The following is an 18,476-nucleotide window of genomic DNA, read 5'->3' as shown; positions in this document are numbered from 1 at the left end:
CGGTGACGGACGGCCGGCCCCCGCCGGGCGGCGTCGGGGTCAGTCGGTGTCGTCGTCCTGGAGGTCGGCGACCGGGCGCCGGTCGGCGGCCGAGCGCATGGAGTCGCCGTCGCGGCTGTACCGCCGACGCTCGACGAAGAGGGCCGAGCTCCGGACCGTCGACGCGTTGTCGGCGATCTCGGCCGTCCCGCCCGCCAGCCGCTTCTGCACGACCGTCAGCGCCGAGTGGTGGTCACGCACCATGCGCAGCACGTCGTCGAAGCTCTCCTTGACCACGTACTTGGTTCCGTCGACCAGGTGGACGACGGTGTCGGGGTCGGTCTCGACCCGTTCGATGTGCGTCGGGTCGACGGAGAAGTACTCGCCGTTGCGGCAGGTGACAGCGATCACGGAAGCGGTCCTTCCGCTCAGGCGGGGCAGCGGACCCCGATGGCGCCGGTAGGCGGCACACTCTGCATCGGCCCGACGAGCGCGCAGCTGTAGCCGAACCACCCGCCTCACCCCTCCGCTGAGGGAGATCTGCAGGCCTGGGCTCAGAAGCCGAAGAGCAGGCCCAGGCCCCCGACGGTGAAGAGCACCATCACGATGACCAGCGGCAGCTGGTCCGATGCCCGGGCACGCCGAGCCGAGAGCAGCGCCCGCTCATGGGCCAGCGTCACGCCGACGACGTGCCCCAGGACCACGGCGCCGACCTGGACGAGCGCGATCACGTCGGAGCTGACGGCGGTGAGGTCCACCCGGTTGTCGTAGGTGCCGAACAGGTCGACGCCGGCCAGCCCGAACGGGTTGCTGGCGAGGATCCAGGTCGTCTGGCCGTCGAGCATCAGCAGGCTGAAGTAGTGCGCCACGGTGTAGCCGAGCGCGATGGGGATGACCGTGGCGGCGTACCGCCGCGGCTGCTCCGCTCCCGGCTGGCCGGCCAGACGGCCCGACAGCCGGGCGCCGAGCACGTACAGCACCGCGACGAGCGCGATCGAGGCGATGAGGCCGACCGTTCCGGAGAAGGTGTCGTTCGCGGCGCCCGGCCCGGTCTGCCATAACACGGTGCGGGACAGCCCGTCGAACGCCGTCGACCCGAGCAGGACGACGACGACCGCGGCCAGACCGGGCACCGCCGGTACCGCCGTCGCGTTGGCCAGCGGGTTGCGCACCACGAGCCGGCCGTCGTCCCGTCGTCCCCACGGGGAGAGGCGGGCGACCACCGTCGAGTACACCTCGAAACCGTCGCCGTGGGCGAACCACTCCTCGCCGAACCGGAGCGCCAGCCCGACCTGCACGACGGCGTAGCCGATCAGGAAGGCGGCGACCGTCGTCGGCTCGGCGCGGCCGGGGTAGACCAGCTCCAGCCACAGGAACGCGACGAGGAAGCCCGCGGCCGGCCACAGTCCGAGCGACGGCAGCCGTGCCGCAGCGGGCGGGGCGGGGGCCAGCGGGCGCAGCACCCGGTACAGCAGGCGCAGCGGGTTCGCCGCCCGCCAGACGGGGCCCAGCAGCAGGCTCGCCGGCACCAGACCGACCCAGAACGACACGTACAGCACCCACGGCGCGAGGTTCCGCGACGTCTCCCCCGGACCGGCGAGGGCCACGGCGGTCACCAGTACGGCGGCGGCCAGGGCCAGCGCCTGCAGGACGGTCCGGACGGCGGTGCTGTCGACGGCCCGCTGGAGCGCGCCCGGGACGGGCCGGCCGGAGTCGGGCCCGCCGAGCTTCGGCGTCCGCCAGAACGTCAGCAGGACGACGAAGCTGATCAGGATCGCCGCCCCGGCGCCGTAGAGCGCGAGGCCGAGCGGGATCGGCAGGTCGGTCCGCGAGCCGACCCCGTGCGCGAGGAGGTTCACCCGACCGCGCTCATCCCACCTGGAGCGAGAGCAGCACCGTGTGCGCGTCGTGCAGCTCCACCTCGAAGACCCCGGGGATGGTCGCGGCGAAGGTGAGCTCGGCGGGCTCGCCCGGGGTGAGCGGCGCCGTCAGGTCGTAGCCGTGCACGTGCACCTCGTCGGCGACGTCGGAGGTGACGGCCAGCGTGACCTGCTCGCCGGCGGCGACCGGGACCCGGCCGGTGTCCCCGCCGGCCTGGCCGCCGGTGACCGTGACCTCGATCCGCTGACCCGTCGCCGCACTCGTCGGTGCCGATGCCGACGAGGAGGAGCCGCTGGGTGCGGCCGAGGGCGACGAACTGCTGCTCGGCGCGGCTTCGGAGTCGGTGCCGGCGCAGCCGGTCAGGACGGCGGCCAGCGCGACACCGGCCAGGGCAACGCGCAGGTGGGCGGTACGAAGGAGCACGAGCGGACCTCCGGGTCCGGGAGGGGGGTCAGCGGCTGCCGAGCTCGCTGGCCGGGCGGACGGTCTCGTCGTCGGCCGGCGGGTCGGCCGAGGTGTCCGGGTAGCGCTCGCGGTCGTCGGCCCGTCGGGAGTAGCGCCCGACACCCCACGAGATCACGCCGATGAGGGCGAGTGTGCAGAACAGCACGACGAGGTTGGACGCCGTCCAGAGACCGCCCTCGGCGTCCCTGAGCTCGCGCTGGAGGATGTCGATCTCCGGGATGGCCTCGCGCGTCATGCCGTCCTCGGCCGGGACCTCGCCCTCGCCGATCGCCTCGTCGGCGGGCAGGTAGATCGGCATCGCGGTGAGGACGCGCCCGTCGTGGATGCGCAGCAGCGTCTTCCAGGTGCCGTGCAGGGGAACCGGCTCCGTCGTCCGGTAGGCGCCCTCGCCGGTCTGCTCGAGCGGGGTGACGACCAGGCCGTCGCCCTGCCACGAGGTGATCTGCACCCAGGCGGGGTCGTCGACGAAGCCGGACGGGTCGAGCTGGACGGTGACGTTCGCCGTCCGCGGGTCCTGCTGGACGTCCTCGATGCCGAAGGTGGCCTCGAGGTCGTCGGGCACGGTCGCCAGCAGGCCGTTGGCGACGGCGGCGGCCAGCACCACCAGGGAGCCGGCCAGGACGGTTCGCGCCACGGCGGGGCGGGGGAGACGGCGGCGGAGGCCGGAGGCCAGCAGCGCACCGAGCAGACCGCCGACGACGCCACCCGCGATCGCCATGATCGTCCCCTCGACGAGGATGTCGCTGCGCCAGGAGAGCGTCTGGGTGAACTGCGTCCAGCCCCACTCGGTGGCGTGCCCGACCGTGCCGATCGCGACGCCGGCGACGGCGCCGAAGACGAGCGGACGGCGGACCAGCGGAACCGGCAGAGCCAGCAGCTCGACGACGATCGCCGATCCCAGGTAGAGCGGGAAGCTCGGCAGGATCTCGCCGAACCCCGGCCCGACGATCAGTGCGATCGCTCCGCGGATGACCAGGAAGAACGCCGCGGCGGCCAGCGCGCCCCCGCGGCCCATGAACAGCCGGGCGGCGACCAGTGCGATGCCTGCGGCACCGGCGATCATCAGCGGCTCCAGCACCAGCCGGAACTGCGGGACGTCGAAGTCGTACTCGCCCTGGAAGACCGACATGCCCAGCAGCAGCCCGCCCATCGCCGACGCCTGGCGGACGAACCGGGCCGTCCGGCCGACCTTCCGGTCGCCGTCGTCGGTCGAGAGCCCACCGTGGCCCTCCTGCTCCAGGAGCAGCAGCCCGACGATGGACAGCCCGGCGCCGCCGATCAGCATCAGGTGGGTCGGGCCCCACAGCGTGACGTCCTGGCCGAACATCCGGTGCCAGACGTCGTCCAGGGGAAAGCCGAGGAGGGCGTAGAAGCCGGCGGCGGTCAGGATGATGCCGCCGACCGGAACGTCCCAGCCACGCAGGAAGCGGACCGAGGACGGCCCGGGCTTCTCGTCGAGGGGCATCGCGCAGGCCAGCACGCCGCCGGCGAAGACGCCGAAGAGCCCGAAGAGGATGAGGAAGTGCGCAGGGTTGGCCAGCGGGCCCTCGTCGCGGCCCACGCCGATGTGCAGGGCGATGTCCCACAGCATCCCGAGCAGCGCGACCAGCAGCGAGACCGTCGTCAGGATGGTCGGCAGGGCGACCCATGCGGGGACGCCGGTCGCCGCGCCCAGCCGGTTCCCGACCCGGGTGAGGACCGTCGACCTCCGGGTCCGGTGCAGGAACACCAGCCCGAGCAGCACTGCAGTCAGTCCGAGGCCGATTCCCGTCGCCAGGATCACCTCGCCGATCGCGGCGCCCCCGGCCGGACGTGTGTCAGCGGCGAGCAGCACGGAAACCTCCTGAGGCCATGCGGCCATGGAACACCCATCACGGTGACATCGACAACTGATACATAGAACGATGCGTTTACCGTGGGGTCACGATGACGAGGATGTGTTCGTGACCACGGCGACGGACTTCCCCGTGCCCGATGACGGATCCGGTCGTGAGCTGACGGTCGACGAGCTGGCGGCCCGCGTCGGGGTCACCGTCCGCAACCTTCGCGCCTACTCCGCCCGTGGGCTGCTCCCGCCACCCCGCATGGTGGGGCGCACCGGCTACTACGGCCGCGAGCACGTGGCCCGCCTCATGCTGGTCCGGGAGATGCTGGCAGAGGGCTACTCGCTGGCGATGATCGAGCGGACGCTGGCGTCGGCGCCGGCGAACGCGAGCACCGCGACGCTCGCCCTGCACCGGGCGCTGCTGGCTCCCTGGCTCCCCCCGGAGCCCGAGACGATCACCGGCGCCGAGCTCGCCGCCCGCGCCGGCGTCCCCGAGGACCCGGCGCTGGTCGACCGGCTGGTCGAGATCGGGCTGGTGCACCGGCTGGACGACGAGGGCGCCCTGCGCGTCATGGACCCGGCGCTGTTGACGGCGGGGCTGCAGGTCGTCCGCCTGGGTGTTCCGCCGGAGGAGCTCATCGTCGCCCAGGCGAAGGTCAACGAGCACGTCCGGGAGATCGCGCAGACGTACGTGCAGATGTTCGTGACGACCGGCTGGCAGGCGTTCGTCGACGCGGGGGCGCCCAGGGAGCAGCTGGATGCGGTGCGGGACACCGTCACCCGGTTGCAGCCGGCAGCGGCGCAGGCGGTCCTCGCCGCCTTCCGCACGGAGATGGCCGCCGCGGTGGGGACGGCGCTGGAGACGGCCCTCAGTCAGCTCGAGGCGGAGTAGGGATCTCCTCGCGCTGCATCGCGGCCCGGTCGGCCTCGGCGGCGTCTTCCCGCGCGCTGATCCGACGGTCGCGCACGACGGCTCCGACCACGAGCGCGACGAGGATCGCCGCAGGCACGAAGAAGCCCAGCGTCCCGATGATGCTCAGGCCGTCCATCGTCAGCAGGTCAACGGCACCGGTCATGCCTCCATGCGACACCGATCGATGTCGAGGTGTCAAACGGAGATCGCCCCGAGGGAGTCGCCGCGGAGCTCGTCAGAACGGCGGCGGATCCTCGGTTCCAGGGCTGAGTCGCCAGGGACGCTGCCGGCCCGTCGACTGCTCGGCGGGCCGGCACGCCCTGCTTGATCCCTCTACGACTAGAACGGCGGCGGGTCGCTGTTCGATTCGGCCGGTGGCGGCTCGGGCGGCTCGGGCGGGGGTGTGCGCAGGCCCGGGGGCCGGGTGGTGCGGGTGATGCCGGAGGGGGTGGTGACGTGCAGGGTGCCGTCTGGGTCCATGACGAAGCGCCAGCCGCGGGCGAAGGTCTTCAGCCGATGATCAGAGCGGCACAGGCAGCAGAGGTTCGTGCACGTCGTCGCACCGTCGCAGGCGTGCGGGATGACGTGGTCCAGATCGGCCCAACCCACCCGCTGCCCGCAGTTGGGCATCCGGCAGGTGCGATCCCTGGTCCTGACGAACGCTTCCTGCCGGTCGGTGGGCTCGTAGCGATCGGTGTCCGGGGGCGTGCCGAGCACCGGGCAGCCGCAGTTCCCGCCCGGATGCTCGGCGCAGCCCTTCTTCGCCACCCGCAGCAGCTCGGCGACCGTGGTGGTGGCCAGCAGCCGGCCGTCGGCGTCGGTGATCGCGAACGTCAGAGTGCCGCCGTGCGGTGTCTGCAGGCCCAGGGCGCCGATCCGGGCGAGCAGGTCGCGGGCGTGCGCCGCGGTGATCGCCAGCCCGTTGACCGACCCCGCCTGCGTGGATCCGCCCTGCAGGGAGTCGAGGGTGGCGGTGATCGTCAGATGGGCGGTGGCGTCGGGCTGGTCGTGCCCGCCGGGGCGGCGCAGCAGCAGGGAGAACAGCTCGGTGCGGATCTGGGCGATCGGGCGTGGGTCGCCGTCGGCCTTGGCCATCGTGGCCAGCTGGTCGATCACCGTGTAGGCCTCGGCCGCCTCATCGGCGGCCAGTTCCGCGCCGAGGGTGGCCATGCCGTCGGAGCCGGGCTGCAGGAAGACGTCGGCGCAGCGCTTGGCCTGCTCGCGGCGCTCATCGGCAGCCGTGGCGTCCAGCGCGAGCAGCAGCTCCAGCGCCCGGGTCTTCAGCCTGGCCACGGACAGGTCGACCGCCTCGGGCAGCAGCATGGTCTCGATCGCCCGCGCCAGGTCGGGGCGGGTGCTCCCGAGCACGTCCGCGAGCGCCGCCGCGCGGGCCAGATCCAGCTCCCCCCGGGAGAGCGCGCGGTAGGTGGCGGGCAGGTTCTCGTGCCACACCCGCGCCCGGTGGTGCAGGTGGTTGGCGGTGCCGCGGCCGCGGTTGAGCACCATCGCCAGCTCCCCGGCGAAGAACTCACTTACCCCGACCGGATCGTTCCCGGCCGCCCAGCCGGGCTTGCGCGCCCCCGGGGTACCGGGCGGCGGGTCGTGCTCGTCGGAGGTCAGCTCGGCCAGCCGCACGATCAACTCCGCCTCATAGGCGGCAGCCATCGCCTGCCGGCGCTGCTGCTGGTGCAGCTCCGCGGCTACCTGCTCCTTCGACAGCAACGCCACCGGCAGCCGCGACGGGCTGACCGGCTGGTCGAGCAACCAGTCGATCAGCACGCCCTCGACGGTCGAGGAGCCGGAGATCCGAGGCACACCCACACGCTAGGGTCGGGGTACGACAGTTCTCGCACGTCGAGAGCGGGATCGTGCGGGGCGCACAGCGATGGGAGTGAGAGGGGTGCCTGCGAGCGGGAGGAGTCGTGTGCCGAACCAGTGCCACGTCGGGCAACGTGCGCCCTGAAGGCGCCTTCAGTGCGACCCGGCCACACTTGCCAACGACTCTTCGCCGGTGGCGCATCCGCAGCGCCTGCAACTGACTGCTCCCGACGTAGAACGGCCCGCTGGGACGGCGGAGGCGCTCGAGTGTCAGCCGACCGCTTCGAGGCTGGCAAACACGATGATGTTGTCCTGATAGTCCCCCGTGCCTTCGTCGAACGCTCCACCGCAGGTGATCAGGCGCAGACCGGCGTGGTCGATGTCGCCGTAGACCTCCTCGGTCGGAAAGTCGTCCTTGGCGTGCTCCTCGACGCGGTCGACGAGGAAGGTCGCGACGGTGCCATCGGCGCGGTCTACGACGACGGTGTCCCCGGGACGCAACTCCCGTAACGCGTAGAAGGCGCCTGGTTCGCCCTCCCAGTCGACGTGGCCGGCAAGTACAGCGGGCCCGAGCTGGCCGGGTGTGGGGCTGCCGTCGTACCAGCCCACGGGATAGGCGCCCGGCGGAACCTCCATGGAGCCGTCCCGCTCCAGGCCGAGCTCCACGATCCTGGATGTGACTCCGAGGGCCGGTATCTGGACCCAAGAGGGATTACTGGCCGGCAGTTGCGGTGCAGTGACCGTCGAACTGACCAGCTCTGCAGGAGGCGCGGACGGAGTCGCGGTCGCGGGAACCGGCGGGGCGACCACGGCGAGGGGAACGTCGAGTCGAACGGGGTCACTCGTGTTCTGGGGCAGGACGACGACCGCTGCGATCCCTGCGGCGGCGAGCGCCGCCGAGGTGCCCGCCCAGACACGGGCGGCGCGTGGCCGGGCGCTCCGGGCACCGCGGCGACTGGGCTGTCCGTAGCGGGTGACTCGGGGCGGCCGGGCGAGGAGGGCTCCAAGCTCGGCGTCAGTGCTCGACGCTCGCGCCGATGGGAGTGGCGGGGGGTACTCCCCGACGATGCGCACCGCACCGCGCGCCCCGTTCTCTGAGTAACCGGGGCGGGCGGTGCGTGCGCGATGGTGCACGTCAGACGGTCAGACGGTCAGACGGTCAGACGGTCAGCCGGTAGACGGTCAGACGGTCAGACGGTCAGACGGGAGCTGCGCCGGGCAGCAAACGCGGCCCCACCGGCCGCGGTCAGGGCAACGCCGCCCAGGACGTAGGGCAGCACGCTGGCCTCGTCGTTGGACGAGCTGCCGTCGCCGGCGGCCACGGCCCCCGCCGGACGGCTGGTCACCTGGCTCGTGGTGCCGAGGGCCATGGCGCTGGTGACGGTCCCCGAGTTGGCGACGTAGTCGTGGTCCTCGCAGGCCTGGGCGTCGTTGTCGCGGTCCAGCTGGTTCGGGTCGCTCGGGTCGGCGTTATAGACAGCCTGGGCGTCCGCCTGCGAGACGAAGTCTGGGCAGTTGTAGCTGTCGGCGGCGTGGGCCGTGCCGGAGAAGCCAAAGGACAGGGCCGCGGTGAAGAGAACACCAGCAGCGGCGGTGGTGCGACGACGCATGATTCAGACTCCGTAAATCTGTGGGGAGAGGCGGCTGTCAACCCTTGCACAACGAAGCCGTTCCGATACGGGTCGTAGTCGAAGCGCTTGCGCCCATATTCAGCCAATCATTTAGCAACCTTCGCTAGTCCTGCCCACATAGGTCTCACGCGTCCCGCAGACCGCGACATCAGGCTCGTAACAGACTCAACATCACAGAGGCGGCGCTCCGTGCCCATGGACGAACTCGGCGCCCGGCGTTCCAACGCCCAAGTGCTGCGACCCCTGGTGTTGTGTCCCTGAGTGGGCCGCTATGGGACGGAGGGCGGCTTCAGGGACAGCAACGTCGGATGGTCTACGACGACGGAGGTTCGGAGCCCTGCTCCACCCGCCAACGGTGGACCTGACCTGCAGAATCGGTCCGTGGTGCCCGCCAACGAAGCGAGCTGGGACGACCTGCAGATGGTCTTCGGCACTCGCGGCCTGGCGACCAGGTGCCAGTGCCAGCGATACAAGCTCCGGCCCGGGGAGTTCTTCGCCGGGTTCCCCGCCGAAGAACGGGCCGAACGGCTGCGCCAGCAGACCGACTGCGGCCGGCCGGAGGCAACCAGGACCAGTGGGCTCCTCGCGTACCTCGACACCGAGCCCGTCGGCTGGTGCGCCGTCGAGCCATGCACGCCTACGAGGCTTGGTACGCAACAACCGCGTCCCCTGGAGGGGCCGCGAAGAGGACAAGACCGACGACAGCGCGTGGGCGGTGACCTACGTGTTCACGCGCGCAGGCTTCCGGAAGCGCGGCGTCGGCCGGGCCCTTGCGCGCGCCACGGTGGACTTCGCCCGCGAGCGCGGCGCCAGCGCCATCGAGGGCTACCCCGTGACCACGAAGAACGTGATCCTGGAAGAGCTCCACGTCGGCACCGAAGGCGTTTTCGCCGATGCCGGCTTCATCGAGGTCAGTCGGCCGACAGTGCGACGCGCCGTGGTGCGGGTCGACTTCTGAGGCCAGCGCCGGGCCTGTACCCGCTGACGGTCGTGCAGCGCGGACGGTGTCCCGTGGTGGGCCGCTCAGAGACCCCGAGGCCCCTGCTCGCGCCGCATCGGCAGGGCGAACGTTGGCGGCCGGGGTACTAGTCGGAGGTCTTGCCGTCCCGCCAGTAGCCCATGAAGGCGACCGAGCGGCGGTCGACCCCGCGCTCCTGCACGAGATGGCGGCGCAGGCCCTTCACCACGCCGGCCTCCCCGGCGAGCCAGGCGTACACACCGGAGGAGCGCCGGGGGAGGCCGTCCTCCTCGGGCACCTCCCACAGGATGCCGGCGTCCACGTCGACGTCGTCGAGGTCGGCGACCGGCGTCGGGGTGAGGTCGTCGCCCAGCTCCTCGACCGCCGCGACGACCGCCGCCGTCAACAGCGCACCGCGCGGCGCCGGGGGCGCGCCGTCGTCCGGCCACCGGGGCAGCCAGGTGATCTCCACGCCCGACGGTGCCACCACGTTCAGCACGTCGGAGGAGGTCGGGACCTCGAGCAGGACCCGGGCCCGCTGCCCGGCGGTAAGCGTCTCGACGATCGCGCAGATGGCGGGCACCGCGGTCTCGTCTCCGGCGATGAGCAGGCACGACGCGTCGGCCGGCGGGTGCCACTCGAAGCCGCCGGTCGGGCCGGGGAAGCGGGCGTTCGGGCCGATGAGCACGACCTCGTCGCCGATCCCGGCGGTCTCGGCCCACGCCGAGGCCGGGCCGGTCGCGCCGTGCAGCACGAAGTCGACGTCCACCTCGCCGCGCTCCGGCCGCATCGCGCGGACCGTGTAGGTGCGGATCGGCATCTGCCGCTCGCAGGGCAGGGCCCGCCACGCGCCGTACCAGTCGGCATCGGACGGACAGTCGTCGATCCCGCGGCCGGGCAGCGGGAGCATGACCTTGATCCGCTGGTCGAAGCCGTTCGACGCGAAGTCGGCCATGTCGGCGCCGGTGAAGGTGACCCGCAGGAAGCTCGGACTCATCCGCTGGAGGCCTGCGACCTGCGCGGGGAACGGGCGGTACACGGGGACCTGGACTGCCTCGACCGTCATGCACCTCTCCCGATCTCCGGTAGGCGAAAGCGTTAGGTTAGCCTCACCTGGCTCGCGACGGAGTCTTGCACACGGTCGCGGACGGATCCAGAGGCACGACCCACCGATGTGCGTGCCCGCTCACGAGGAGAACGATGAGACGCACTGCCCTGTCAACGACCGGTCTGGCCCTGGCTGCCGCCCTGTCCCTCACCGCCTGCGGAGGCGGGGACGACACCGCTTCCGCCGCGCCGTCTTCGGCGGCCGAGGGCGCGGCCTTCCCGCGCACCGTCGAACACGCCATGGGCAGCACGGAGATCCCGGAACAGCCGGAGCGTGTCGTCGTCCTGGACACCGGGGAGCTGGACGCCGCGCTGTCCCTGGGCGTGACCCCGGTCGGCGCGGTGACCACCGACGTGTCCGAGGAGTTCCTCAGCTACCTGGCGGAGGACGCCGAGGGGATCGAGGTGGTCGGCACCATCCAGGAGCCGAACCTCGAGGAGATCGCCGCCCTGCAGCCCGACCTCATCCTGTCCAACTCGGTGCGGCACGAGGACATCTACGACCAGCTGTCACAGATCGCCCCCACGGTGTTCGCCGCGGACCTCGGTGACACGTGGAAGGAGAACTTCCTGCTCGACGCCGAGGCGCTCGGCAAGGAGGAGGAGGCGCAGGAGCTGCTCGAGGAGTACGAGCAGCAGGCGGCGGAGCTCGGCGAGGCGATCGGCGACCCCGGAGGCACCACGGTCAGCCCCCTGCGCTTCGTCGGTGGCCCGATCCGCGCCTATCAGCCGGAGTCGTTCATCGGCACGGTGCTGACCGACATCGGGCTCGACATCGTCGAGCTGCCCGGTGGCGAGGGCGAGACCTTCGCCGAGCTCAGCGAGGAGCAGCTGACCCTGGCCAACGGTGAGGTCGTCCTGTACTCCTCGTACGGATCGGCCGACGAGTCCGGTGAGGCCGCCGTCGTCGCCGGCCCCCTGTGGTCGCAGCTCACCGCGGTGCAGAACGGGCAGGCGTTCGCCGTGGAGGACGACGTCTTCTACACCGGCATCGGGCTCATGGCGGCCAACCTCCAGTTGGAGGCGCTGCAGGAGCTGCTCGCCAGCTGATCGGCTTCCGGCCGTGGAACGACCGAGGGCCTCTCTCCCGTCCGGGAGAGAGGCCCTCGGTGCGTGGCGGGGACGCCGTCAGGGCGTCTCGGTGGAGATCTGCGCGGCCAGGTACTGCGGCGCACCCACCCGCTCGATGGCGGCCAGCTGGGCCTCGAACCAGTCGGCGTGCTTCTCCTCGTCCCGCACCAACTCCTCGAAGACGGCCGCGGTGCCGTGGTCGCCGAGGTCGTGGCACTCGTTGGCGGCGGCGTTGAACTGCGCGACGGCGGCCTTCTCGCTGTCGAGGGCCAGGACCAGCATCTCCTCGGCGGACTCGCCGACGCGGATCGCGCCGAGGCGCTGCACGTTGGGGTGGCCGTCGAAGAGCAGGACGCGCTGGATCAGGTCGTCGGCGTCGCGCATCTCGTCGATGGACAGGTCGTAGAACACCTTGCCGAGCTTGGGCAGGCCCCAGGCGTCCAGCATCCGGGCGTTCAGGAAGTACGTGTTGGTGACGGTCAGCTCGAAGGTGAGCGCGTCATTGAGCAGTTCGACCACACGGGGGCTAACGGGCTGCACCAGCCACTCCCACTTCTCGTTCGGCCGCATCGGGCTCGGTACGGCGCTCGGCACGGACCGGGCAATGCTGACACACGAGGTCGCGGAGTGAACTGATGCAGTTGCCGCAGGTGCGGCCGGCACCGGTCTCGCGGGCCACGTCGGCGACGCATCGGGCGCCGTTCGCGATCGACTCGAGGATGTCGCGGTCGGTCACCACGTTGCAGTGGCACACGTACATGGCGGTCGCCTCACCGGTAGTGCGGAACAGGTCTGCCTCCCAGAGGCTCGACCCTGGGCACTGGATGCAGGTTAGCCTGACCTAAGCGGTCTCCGTCAAGAGCGCCGAACACCACCGTGCCTGTCGGAGCCGTGATCTACGTTCGGCCCATGCCCGACCTCGCCGCCCGTGCGCGCACCCTGCTCGATCTGCACACCGCCCCGGAGATCCTGGTGCTGGCCAACGTCTGGGACGTGGTCTCCGCCCGGGTGGTCGCCGGCACCGAGGGCGTCCACGCCCTCGCCACGGCGAGCCATTCCATCGCGGCCACGTTCGGCTACGAGGACGGCGAGAACATCCCGTTGGACCTCCACCTGGACATGGTCGGCCGCATCGTGGACGCCGTCGACCTGCCGGTGACGATGGACGTCGAGGCGGGCTACGGCGATCCGGGGGAGACCGCCCGCCGGGCGATCGCGGTCGGTGTCGTCGGGGCAACCTCGAGGACCAGATGAAGCCCCTGGACGACGCCGTCGCCGCGGTGGAGGCCGTGCTGCGCGCCGGCCGTGACGCCGGCATCGACTTCGTCCTCAACGCCCGTACGGACGCCTTCCTGCGGGCCGCTCCCGCGGCGTCACGGGAGGACCTCGTCGCCGAGGCGGTCCGGCGCGGCCGGGCCTTCCTCGACGCCGGAGCTCCGGTGGTGTTCGTGCCGGGGGCGGCGGCCCGCGAGGAGATCGCGGCCCTCGTCGATGCGCTGGGCCCGCAGAAGCTCAGCGTCATCAGCGTGCCCGGGCGCTCGCTGCCCGCCCGGGACCTGCAGCAACTCGGCGTCGCACGGGTGTCGACCGGCCCGTTCACCCAGCGGGTCGCGCTGACCGCCCTGCAGGACGCCACGGCCGAGCTGGTCGCCGGCGGCGTCCTGCCGCAGGAGACCCGGTCGCTCAACTGACCGTGCCGGCCCGCGGCGGTTCCGACCGGCTGGCGCGGGCGGCGGACGTCGTCGCGACCGCGGTTGGTGAGGTGGAGCTGCGGCTTCGGACATGACCCGGAGAGAGCGCTGCGGCGGCGCACCCCTCAAGCATCTCCGGCAACCGGTCGATGACCTGCGCGAAGGACACCTGACGGCCGATCCCGCGGCCCGACGTTGCAGATCCCGGAGGAGGACCCGTGGTCCCCGCGCTGGACATACCTGTGGTCGTGGCCGACCCCGATCCCGTCTCCGCGCTCGTGCTCGCCGAGATCCTCGCCGGCACCGGTGCGCACATCGACATCGCGGAGGACAGCGCCGCGCTCACGGCCAGGCTTGCGCGCTCCCCCGCGCCCGTCGCGGTCGTCCTCGTTGCTCCGCTTCCCGGAACTTCGCTGTCGGCGGCGCTGGCAGCCTGCGCGGAGACGGCACCGGGCGCCGCCCGATTCGCCCTGGTGGACCAGGAGAGCCCGACCGCCCGCATCGCCGCGCTCGACGCCGGAGCCGACGCCGTGCTGGCACTTCCCGTGCACGCAGGAGAACTTCGCTCCTCGCTGGCCGCGGTGTTGCGCCGCACGGCGGACGAGGCGTGACAGTGCGCACCACATTCCTGGCCGCGCTGCCGCTTCTGTCGGCCGCGGTCGTGGCCGTCGTCGTGGCCGTCGCGGTGCTGCGCGGGGGGCGTCGCCGACGGATCCGCCGCGTGACGGCGATCCGTGCCGACGTCCGCCGAGACCTGCTGGCCGTCGTCCTCGGGCGCGAGGACGACAGCGAGGCGCGCCGCCGGCTGCAGGACGTGGCACGGCGGAAGTCCGGCCGCCACCTGCTGCGCGACCTGGCGACGTCGGTCGCCGGCACGGTCCGCGGTGAGGCTGACGGTCGTCTGTCGGAACTCGCCGCGGCCGTCGGCATCGAGGCCGAGCTGCTCGAGCAATTGCGGGACCCCGACCAGAACCGGCGTGCGGCCGCCGCCGAGACCATCGGCGCCCTACGCCTGCCCATGGCCGTCGAGGCGCTGCACATCGCGATGCGGGACGATGCCGCGGACGTGCGGGTGGCGGCCGCCACCGCCTACATCCGGCTGGACGCGCACCGGGCCGCCCCCGCGCTGCTGCGGATGCTGGGCACGGAGGAGGAGCGCGCCGCAGAGCGGCTCGCCGACCTGGTGAGCCTGCTGGGACCTGCGGCCGCGCCGGCGGTCCTGGAGCAGATCGGGGCCGGCGAGCGGACTCCCCGGATGCTGCGGGTCCTCGTCGCCTGTGGCGACCCGATGATCGCCCAGCCGGTGATGGTGGAGGCGCTGGCGGCGCCGGACAGCCGGGTGCGCGTGGAGGCCGCCCGCGGACTGACCCGTGGGGCGACGACGCTCGCCGTGCCCGGACTGCTGGCGGCTCTCGGCGACCCCGACGAGGAGGTGCGCGCCCATGCGGCAACCGCCCTCGGGCAGATCGGCGTGCCGCAGGTCGTGCCCGCGCTCGTCGGACTGCTCGACGACCCGCAGTGGTCGGTGCGCCAGCGCGCGGCCGCAGCCGTCGCGGCGGTTCCCGGGGGCGTGACAGTGCTCACCGACCTCATCGGCCGCAGCCCGCAGTTCGTCACCACCGCGGCGGCGACCGGACTGCAGCAGGCCTTCGTCGGCACGGGACTGCTGACCGACCTGATCGCCGACGATCCGGCCCGCCGGGGCGTGGCCGAGGCCGCCGTCGCGGCCCTGGTGCAGCGCGGGCAGATGACCGCGCTGCTCACCGAGGCCGCGGCTCGTTATCCCCACCCGGGAGTCCGGGAGCGGCTGGGCGCGCTGCTCGCGGTGCCGGTCCCGCAGCAGCGGGATCACCGGCAGCCCGCCGTCACGCGGGATCGCGCCGATGCTCGCTGAGCTCAGCACGGAGCTGCTGGTCGTCCTCGGGGTCGCGGGCCTGGGCTACACCGTGGCACTGCAGGCCGTCATGCTCCTTCTCTCGGCGTCCGCCGCGGTGTCTTTGGCGCGGCTCGGCCCGTCCCGGCGATCCGGGCGGCTCGCCGAGCTCCGCCGCACCGCAGACCCCGCCCCGGTCACCGTGGTGGTCCCCGCGTACAACGAGGGCCCGGTCATCGTCCCCGCAGTCACCTCCCTGCTGGCACTGGACTACCCGGCGCTGCAGGTCGTCGTGGTCAACGACGGTTCCACCGACGACACGCTCGAGCGCCTGGTCACCGCATTCGACCTGCTGCCCACGCAGCTGCCGCCGGAGGCCTTCGCGGCACTGCCCGGCCGGCCGGTCCGCGCGGTCTGGCAACCCTGCAGGCGCGGTATCCCGCTGCGGGTCGTGGACAAGGAGGCCGGCGGCTCCAAGGCCGACGCGATCAACGTCGGTGTCAGCCTGGCCGACACGCCGCTCATCGTGGTGGGCGACGGCGACGGGCTCGTCGAGCCCCAGGCGCTGGCCAGGGCGGTCGCGGCGTTGCGCGACCACCGGGGCGACCCCGTTGCGGTGGGCGGCACGATCCTGCCGGTCAACGACTGCGAGGTCTCCGCCGGGCAGGTGGTGCGCCCGCGCGTGCCACGCAACTTCCTGGCCGCCTGCCAGCTGCTGGAGTACCTCCGCAGCTTCGTGGTCGGCAAGGCCGGCATGGGCGCACTCGCGTCGGTGACCCTGGTCTCCGGAGCGTTCGGCCTGTTCCGCACCGAGGAGCTCCGCCGCGTCGGAGGGTTCGCGGTCGGACACCTGGGGGAGGACCTCGACATCACCATCCGGCTGGTCCAGCAGGCGATGGACGCCGGCCGTGACATGCCCGGTGGTCCGGTGCTGCAGGTTCCCGAGGCCGTGCTGTGGACCGAGGTGCCGGAGACGCTCCGGGTACTGGGCCGCCAGCGGATCCGGTGGCACAGGGGGCTGATCACGTGCCTGCGCGACCACTGGCGGCTCATCGGCAATCCGCGCTACCGCGGTTTCGGGCTGCTCGGGATGACCTACCTCACCGCGTTCGAGCTGTTGGCACCGCTGATGGAGGCGATCGGCTACCTGACCCTCGTCGCTGCGGCCGCGACCGGAGCCCTGGACCTGGTGGTGGCGGCGGCCGTGGCCGGCTGTGCCCTGCTGGCCGGCTGGCTGACCACCGGTGTCGCGGTCTACCTGCAGGAGCGCCGCTTCGGGCGATACCGGGACACCGCTGACCTGGCGCGGCTGTTCCTCGTCGCGCTGGCCGAGCCGTTCCTCTACCGGCCGCTCACGCTGTGGTGGCGGCTGCGGGCGCTGGCGCCCGGAAGCACCCAGTGGGGCGCCATGCCGCGCAAGGGATTCGTCGAGGCGACCTGAGCGCGAACTGCCCGAGCCGGCAGGCTGCACTGCCTGGAGAGATCCGCGTGCGACCCGTGTGGGATGCCGGACGCCCCGCCCGGTGAGGGAACACGGCTGCGTGGTCGAGGGGCCCGCATGTTCGCTGCCCGGCCCGTCCCGAGAGTTCCGTCTCGCCAGGACTTCCGGCCCCAGGCGGCCTCGAGCGGCTGTGGGGGCAGGCGCCGGCTCCTCCGTCGGCAGTGGCCGGGAACCGGGCGGACGCCGAGGGCACCCTCACTCGGAGGGGGGAGCCGGGCCCGGACCCACACGCTGGACTCAAGCCGGGGCGCCCCGCTGCCGATCACCCGGACAGGTGAACGGAGGGCTGTCCTCCGCACCCCGCCGCCGGTGAGGAGGAGAGGTCGTGCCCGCACAGTCCGTGCTCGTCGTGGAGGACACCGACGAGATCCGCGAGCTCGTCACCACGGTGCTGGGCCGGGCCGGGTTCGATGTCCGCGAGGCGGCTTCCGGGGCCGCGTGCCTCGAGGAGGTCCGGCGCGACGCCCCCGACCTGATCGTGCTCGACCTCGGCCTCCCGGACGCCGACGGCACCGAGGTGTGCCGGCAGATCCGGGCCGAGACCCAGTGCTACGTCCTGATGCTCACCGCGCGCGCCGAGGAGGTCGACCTGCTCATCGGGCTGGCCGTCGGTGCGGACGGGTACATGGCCAAGCCGTTCTCGCCGCGGGAGCTCGTCGCCCGCGTGCAGGCGATGCTGCGCTTCCCCCGGACCGCGCCCGCCCCCGTCGAGACCGCCGCCGCGGCCGAGGAGTCGGTGCGCCGGCTCGCCGAGCTCGAGGTGGACGAGGAGACCCGCGAGGTCCGCGTCGACGGTTCCGTCGTCGACCTGACCCGCACCGAGTTCGACCTGCTGGCCGCCCTGGCCTCCCGGCCGGGCCGGGTGCTGCAGCGCGAGACACTGCTGCGCGAGGTCTGGCAGACCGACTGGGAGGGCAACCTCCGGCTGGTTGAGGCGCACATGTCCAACCTGCGCCGCAAGCTCGTCGCCGCCGGCCTCAGCTCTCCTGAGATCCGTACGGTGCGCGGAGTGGGCTACCGGCTCGTCGCCTGAGTCGCCTCCTGGCCCACGGCGCCCCAGCGGGTCCCTTCGACGCGCGAGCAGACGCCGACGAGCGCCATCAGCCGCGACTGCGGCACGACCCCGCGACGGGCGTCGTCCGCGACGGCGTGGGCGGCCACTGCCACCTCGGTGTAGCCCATCCGGTCGCTGGCCGCCGCCAGCAGGTCAGCGAGGTACGCGACGGCGTCGGCGTCGCCTTCCCGTGCGCCGGCCGCGATCGAGGCGAGCCGGTGGGGGAGCGCGCTGGCGTACATCTCCTCGGCGCGCTGCCGCGCACCGGCACCAGGCTCCGGCGCCGGTGCGGCGGCCTCGACGGGCTGGTGGACGACGGGGGCCAGACCGCGCATCACGTCCACGAAGAGCCGTGGGTCCACCGGCTTGGCCAGGCAGGCCACCGCACCCGCCGAGGCGGCCAGCAACCGGACCTGCTGGGTGCGACGGGAAGCCGTCACGAGGAAGCGGGCACGGCTGCCGCTCTCGCGCAGCTTGCGGATCAGGGTCGCGCCGTGGCCGTTCCGCATCGCCATCTCGGTGACCACGAGGTCGAAGTCGGCGATCGCGGCCATGCGTAGTGCGGCGTCGGTACCGACGGCCTCGACGACCTGCCAGCCGCCGAGCCGGAGCAGGGTGGCGGCCCGGTGTCGTGCGGCGGCGGAGTCGTCGACGACCAGGGCGGTCCGGACGACGTGAGTGTCGACGTGGGGCTGGGACATGGTCCGGT

19 protein-coding genes and 1 pseudogene are annotated in these 18,476 nt (G+C 72.5%); 8 read left to right on the top strand and 12 right to left on the bottom strand.

Annotation, left to right across the window (positions count from 1 at the left end):
• Positions 1-39: 39 nt before the first annotated feature.
• From FHU33_RS18665 to FHU33_RS25125, 4 genes are all read right to left on the bottom strand, one after another.
• The gene (locus FHU33_RS18665; RefSeq protein WP_142026716.1) at positions 40-390 is read right to left on the bottom strand and encodes a flagellar FlbD family protein; all 351 of its coding nucleotides are present in this window, start codon (positions 388-390) and stop codon (positions 40-42) included.
• Between the two features lie 143 nt (positions 391-533).
• A complete protein-coding gene (locus FHU33_RS18660; protein WP_142026715.1) occupies positions 534-1,838 on the bottom strand; it encodes a hypothetical protein in 1,305 nt (434 codons plus the stop codon).
• Between the two features lie 10 nt (positions 1,839-1,848).
• Positions 1,849-2,283, bottom strand: coding sequence for a cupredoxin domain-containing protein (locus FHU33_RS18655; RefSeq protein WP_142026714.1), 435 nt, complete (start codon positions 2,281-2,283; stop codon positions 1,849-1,851).
• Positions 2,284-2,311: 28 nt separating this feature from the next.
• Positions 2,312-4,159: a hypothetical protein gene (locus tag FHU33_RS25125; RefSeq protein ID WP_211355188.1), complete on the bottom strand. Its 1,848-nt coding sequence runs from the start codon at positions 4,157-4,159 to the stop codon at positions 2,312-2,314.
• Between the two features lie 109 nt (positions 4,160-4,268).
• Between FHU33_RS25125 and FHU33_RS18645 the strand changes: the two genes are divergently transcribed.
• Positions 4,269-5,042 carry a MerR family transcriptional regulator gene (locus FHU33_RS18645; RefSeq protein WP_170182524.1) on the top strand — a complete coding sequence of 258 codons (774 nt, stop codon included), beginning with the start codon at positions 4,269-4,271 and terminating at the stop codon, positions 5,040-5,042.
• Here the strand turns inward: FHU33_RS18645 and FHU33_RS18640 are convergent.
• From FHU33_RS18640 to FHU33_RS18625, 4 genes are all read right to left on the bottom strand, one after another.
• Positions 5,020-5,226, bottom strand: a complete 207-nt coding sequence (locus tag FHU33_RS18640; RefSeq protein ID WP_142026712.1) for a hypothetical protein — start codon at positions 5,224-5,226, stop codon at positions 5,020-5,022. The genes FHU33_RS18645 and FHU33_RS18640 overlap by 23 nt on opposite strands.
• 176 nt (positions 5,227-5,402) lie before the next feature.
• On the bottom strand, positions 5,403-6,878 hold the full coding sequence (locus tag FHU33_RS18635) for an HNH endonuclease signature motif containing protein (protein WP_142026711.1): 1,476 nt from the start codon (positions 6,876-6,878) through the stop codon (positions 5,403-5,405).
• Between the two features lie 273 nt (positions 6,879-7,151).
• Positions 7,152-7,691, bottom strand: coding sequence for a class F sortase (locus FHU33_RS18630; RefSeq protein WP_246063838.1), 540 nt, complete (start codon positions 7,689-7,691; stop codon positions 7,152-7,154).
• A 380-nt stretch (positions 7,692-8,071) separates the two neighbouring features.
• The gene (locus FHU33_RS18625) at positions 8,072-8,491 is read right to left on the bottom strand and encodes a hypothetical protein (protein WP_142026709.1); all 420 of its coding nucleotides are present in this window, start codon (positions 8,489-8,491) and stop codon (positions 8,072-8,074) included.
• A gap of 292 nt (positions 8,492-8,783) precedes the next feature.
• On the opposite strand from FHU33_RS18625, the gene FHU33_RS26410 reads away from it, so the two are divergent.
• Entirely contained in the window at positions 8,784-9,470 is a 687-nt protein-coding gene (locus FHU33_RS26410; RefSeq protein ID WP_342778671.1) for a GNAT family N-acetyltransferase, read from the top strand.
• A 127-nt stretch (positions 9,471-9,597) separates the two neighbouring features.
• Here the strand turns inward: FHU33_RS26410 and FHU33_RS18615 are convergent, their stop codons facing one another.
• Complete coding sequence (locus tag FHU33_RS18615) at positions 9,598-10,536, bottom strand: siderophore-interacting protein (protein ID WP_142026708.1); 939 nt, start codon at positions 10,534-10,536, stop codon at positions 9,598-9,600.
• Positions 10,537-10,670: 134 nt separating this feature from the next.
• Here FHU33_RS18615 and FHU33_RS18610 point away from each other — a divergent pair, with 134 nt between their 5' ends.
• Positions 10,671-11,627 carry an ABC transporter substrate-binding protein gene (locus FHU33_RS18610; RefSeq protein WP_142026707.1) on the top strand — a complete coding sequence of 319 codons (957 nt, stop codon included), beginning with the start codon at positions 10,671-10,673 and terminating at the stop codon, positions 11,625-11,627.
• 78 nt (positions 11,628-11,705) lie between these two features.
• Here the strand turns inward: FHU33_RS18610 and bfr are convergent, their stop codons facing one another.
• Both bfr and FHU33_RS26505 read right to left on the bottom strand, forming a co-directional pair.
• Positions 11,706-12,242 (bottom strand): bacterioferritin, encoded by a 537-nt coding sequence (gene bfr, locus FHU33_RS18605; protein ID WP_246063837.1) that lies wholly within the window; start codon positions 12,240-12,242, stop codon positions 11,706-11,708.
• On the bottom strand, positions 12,175-12,408 hold the full coding sequence (locus FHU33_RS26505; RefSeq protein WP_142026705.1) for a (2Fe-2S)-binding protein: 234 nt from the start codon (positions 12,406-12,408) through the stop codon (positions 12,175-12,177). The genes bfr and FHU33_RS26505 overlap by 68 nt, the downstream gene beginning before the upstream one ends.
• Positions 12,409-12,557: 149 nt before the next feature.
• On the opposite strand from FHU33_RS26505, the pseudogene FHU33_RS18595 reads away from it, so the two are divergent.
• From FHU33_RS18595 to FHU33_RS18575, 5 genes and pseudogenes are all read left to right on the top strand, one after another.
• Positions 12,558-13,339: pseudogene (locus FHU33_RS18595) on the top strand (isocitrate lyase/PEP mutase family protein).
• A gap of 218 nt (positions 13,340-13,557) precedes the next feature.
• Positions 13,558-13,950: an ANTAR domain-containing protein gene (locus tag FHU33_RS18590; RefSeq protein WP_142026704.1), complete on the top strand. Its 393-nt coding sequence runs from the start codon at positions 13,558-13,560 to the stop codon at positions 13,948-13,950.
• A gap of 2 nt (positions 13,951-13,952) precedes the next feature.
• The gene (locus FHU33_RS18585) at positions 13,953-15,233 is read left to right on the top strand and encodes a HEAT repeat domain-containing protein (RefSeq protein ID WP_142026703.1); all 1,281 of its coding nucleotides are present in this window, start codon (positions 13,953-13,955) and stop codon (positions 15,231-15,233) included.
• Positions 15,223-16,653, top strand: a complete 1,431-nt coding sequence (locus FHU33_RS18580) for a glycosyltransferase family 2 protein (RefSeq protein WP_142026702.1) — start codon at positions 15,223-15,225, stop codon at positions 16,651-16,653. Before FHU33_RS18585 ends, FHU33_RS18580 begins: the two co-directional genes overlap by 11 nt.
• A gap of 385 nt (positions 16,654-17,038) precedes the next feature.
• Complete coding sequence (locus FHU33_RS18575) at positions 17,039-17,746, top strand: response regulator transcription factor (protein WP_142026701.1); 708 nt, start codon at positions 17,039-17,041, stop codon at positions 17,744-17,746.
• On the opposite strand, the gene FHU33_RS18570 is transcribed toward FHU33_RS18575, so the two are convergent.
• The gene (locus FHU33_RS18570) at positions 17,728-18,468 is read right to left on the bottom strand and encodes a response regulator transcription factor (protein WP_142026700.1); all 741 of its coding nucleotides are present in this window, start codon (positions 18,466-18,468) and stop codon (positions 17,728-17,730) included. The genes FHU33_RS18575 and FHU33_RS18570 overlap by 19 nt on opposite strands.
• Positions 18,469-18,476: the final 8 nt, after the last annotated feature.

Origin of the sequence: Blastococcus colisei (assembly GCF_006717095.1) — a bacterium.
GTDB classification, from domain to species: domain Bacteria; phylum Actinomycetota; class Actinomycetes; order Mycobacteriales; family Geodermatophilaceae; genus Blastococcus_B; species Blastococcus_B colisei.
The sequence above is the reverse complement of the archived record's forward strand: the minus strand, read 5'-3'. Positions and strand labels throughout refer to the sequence as shown.

Coding starts and splice junctions, on each gene's coding strand:
- FHU33_RS18640 (WP_142026712.1), bottom strand. CDS start 5,226: ATGACCGGTGCCGTTGACCTGCTGACGATGGACGGCCTGAGCATCATC.
- FHU33_RS18625 (WP_142026709.1), bottom strand. CDS start 8,491: ATGCGTCGTCGCACCACCGCCGCTGCTGGTGTTCTCTTCACCGCGGCC.
- FHU33_RS26410 (WP_342778671.1), top strand. CDS start 8,784: ATGGGACGGAGGGCGGCTTCAGGGACAGCAACGTCGGATGGTCTACGA.
- FHU33_RS18615 (WP_142026708.1), bottom strand. CDS start 10,536: ATGACGGTCGAGGCAGTCCAGGTCCCCGTGTACCGCCCGTTCCCCGCG.
- FHU33_RS18610 (WP_142026707.1), top strand. CDS start 10,671: ATGAGACGCACTGCCCTGTCAACGACCGGTCTGGCCCTGGCTGCCGCC.
- FHU33_RS26505 (WP_142026705.1), bottom strand. CDS start 12,408: ATGTACGTGTGCCACTGCAACGTGGTGACCGACCGCGACATCCTCGAG.
- FHU33_RS18580 (WP_142026702.1), top strand. CDS start 15,223: ATGCTCGCTGAGCTCAGCACGGAGCTGCTGGTCGTCCTCGGGGTCGCG.
- FHU33_RS18570 (WP_142026700.1), bottom strand. CDS start 18,468: ATGTCCCAGCCCCACGTCGACACTCACGTCGTCCGGACCGCCCTGGTC.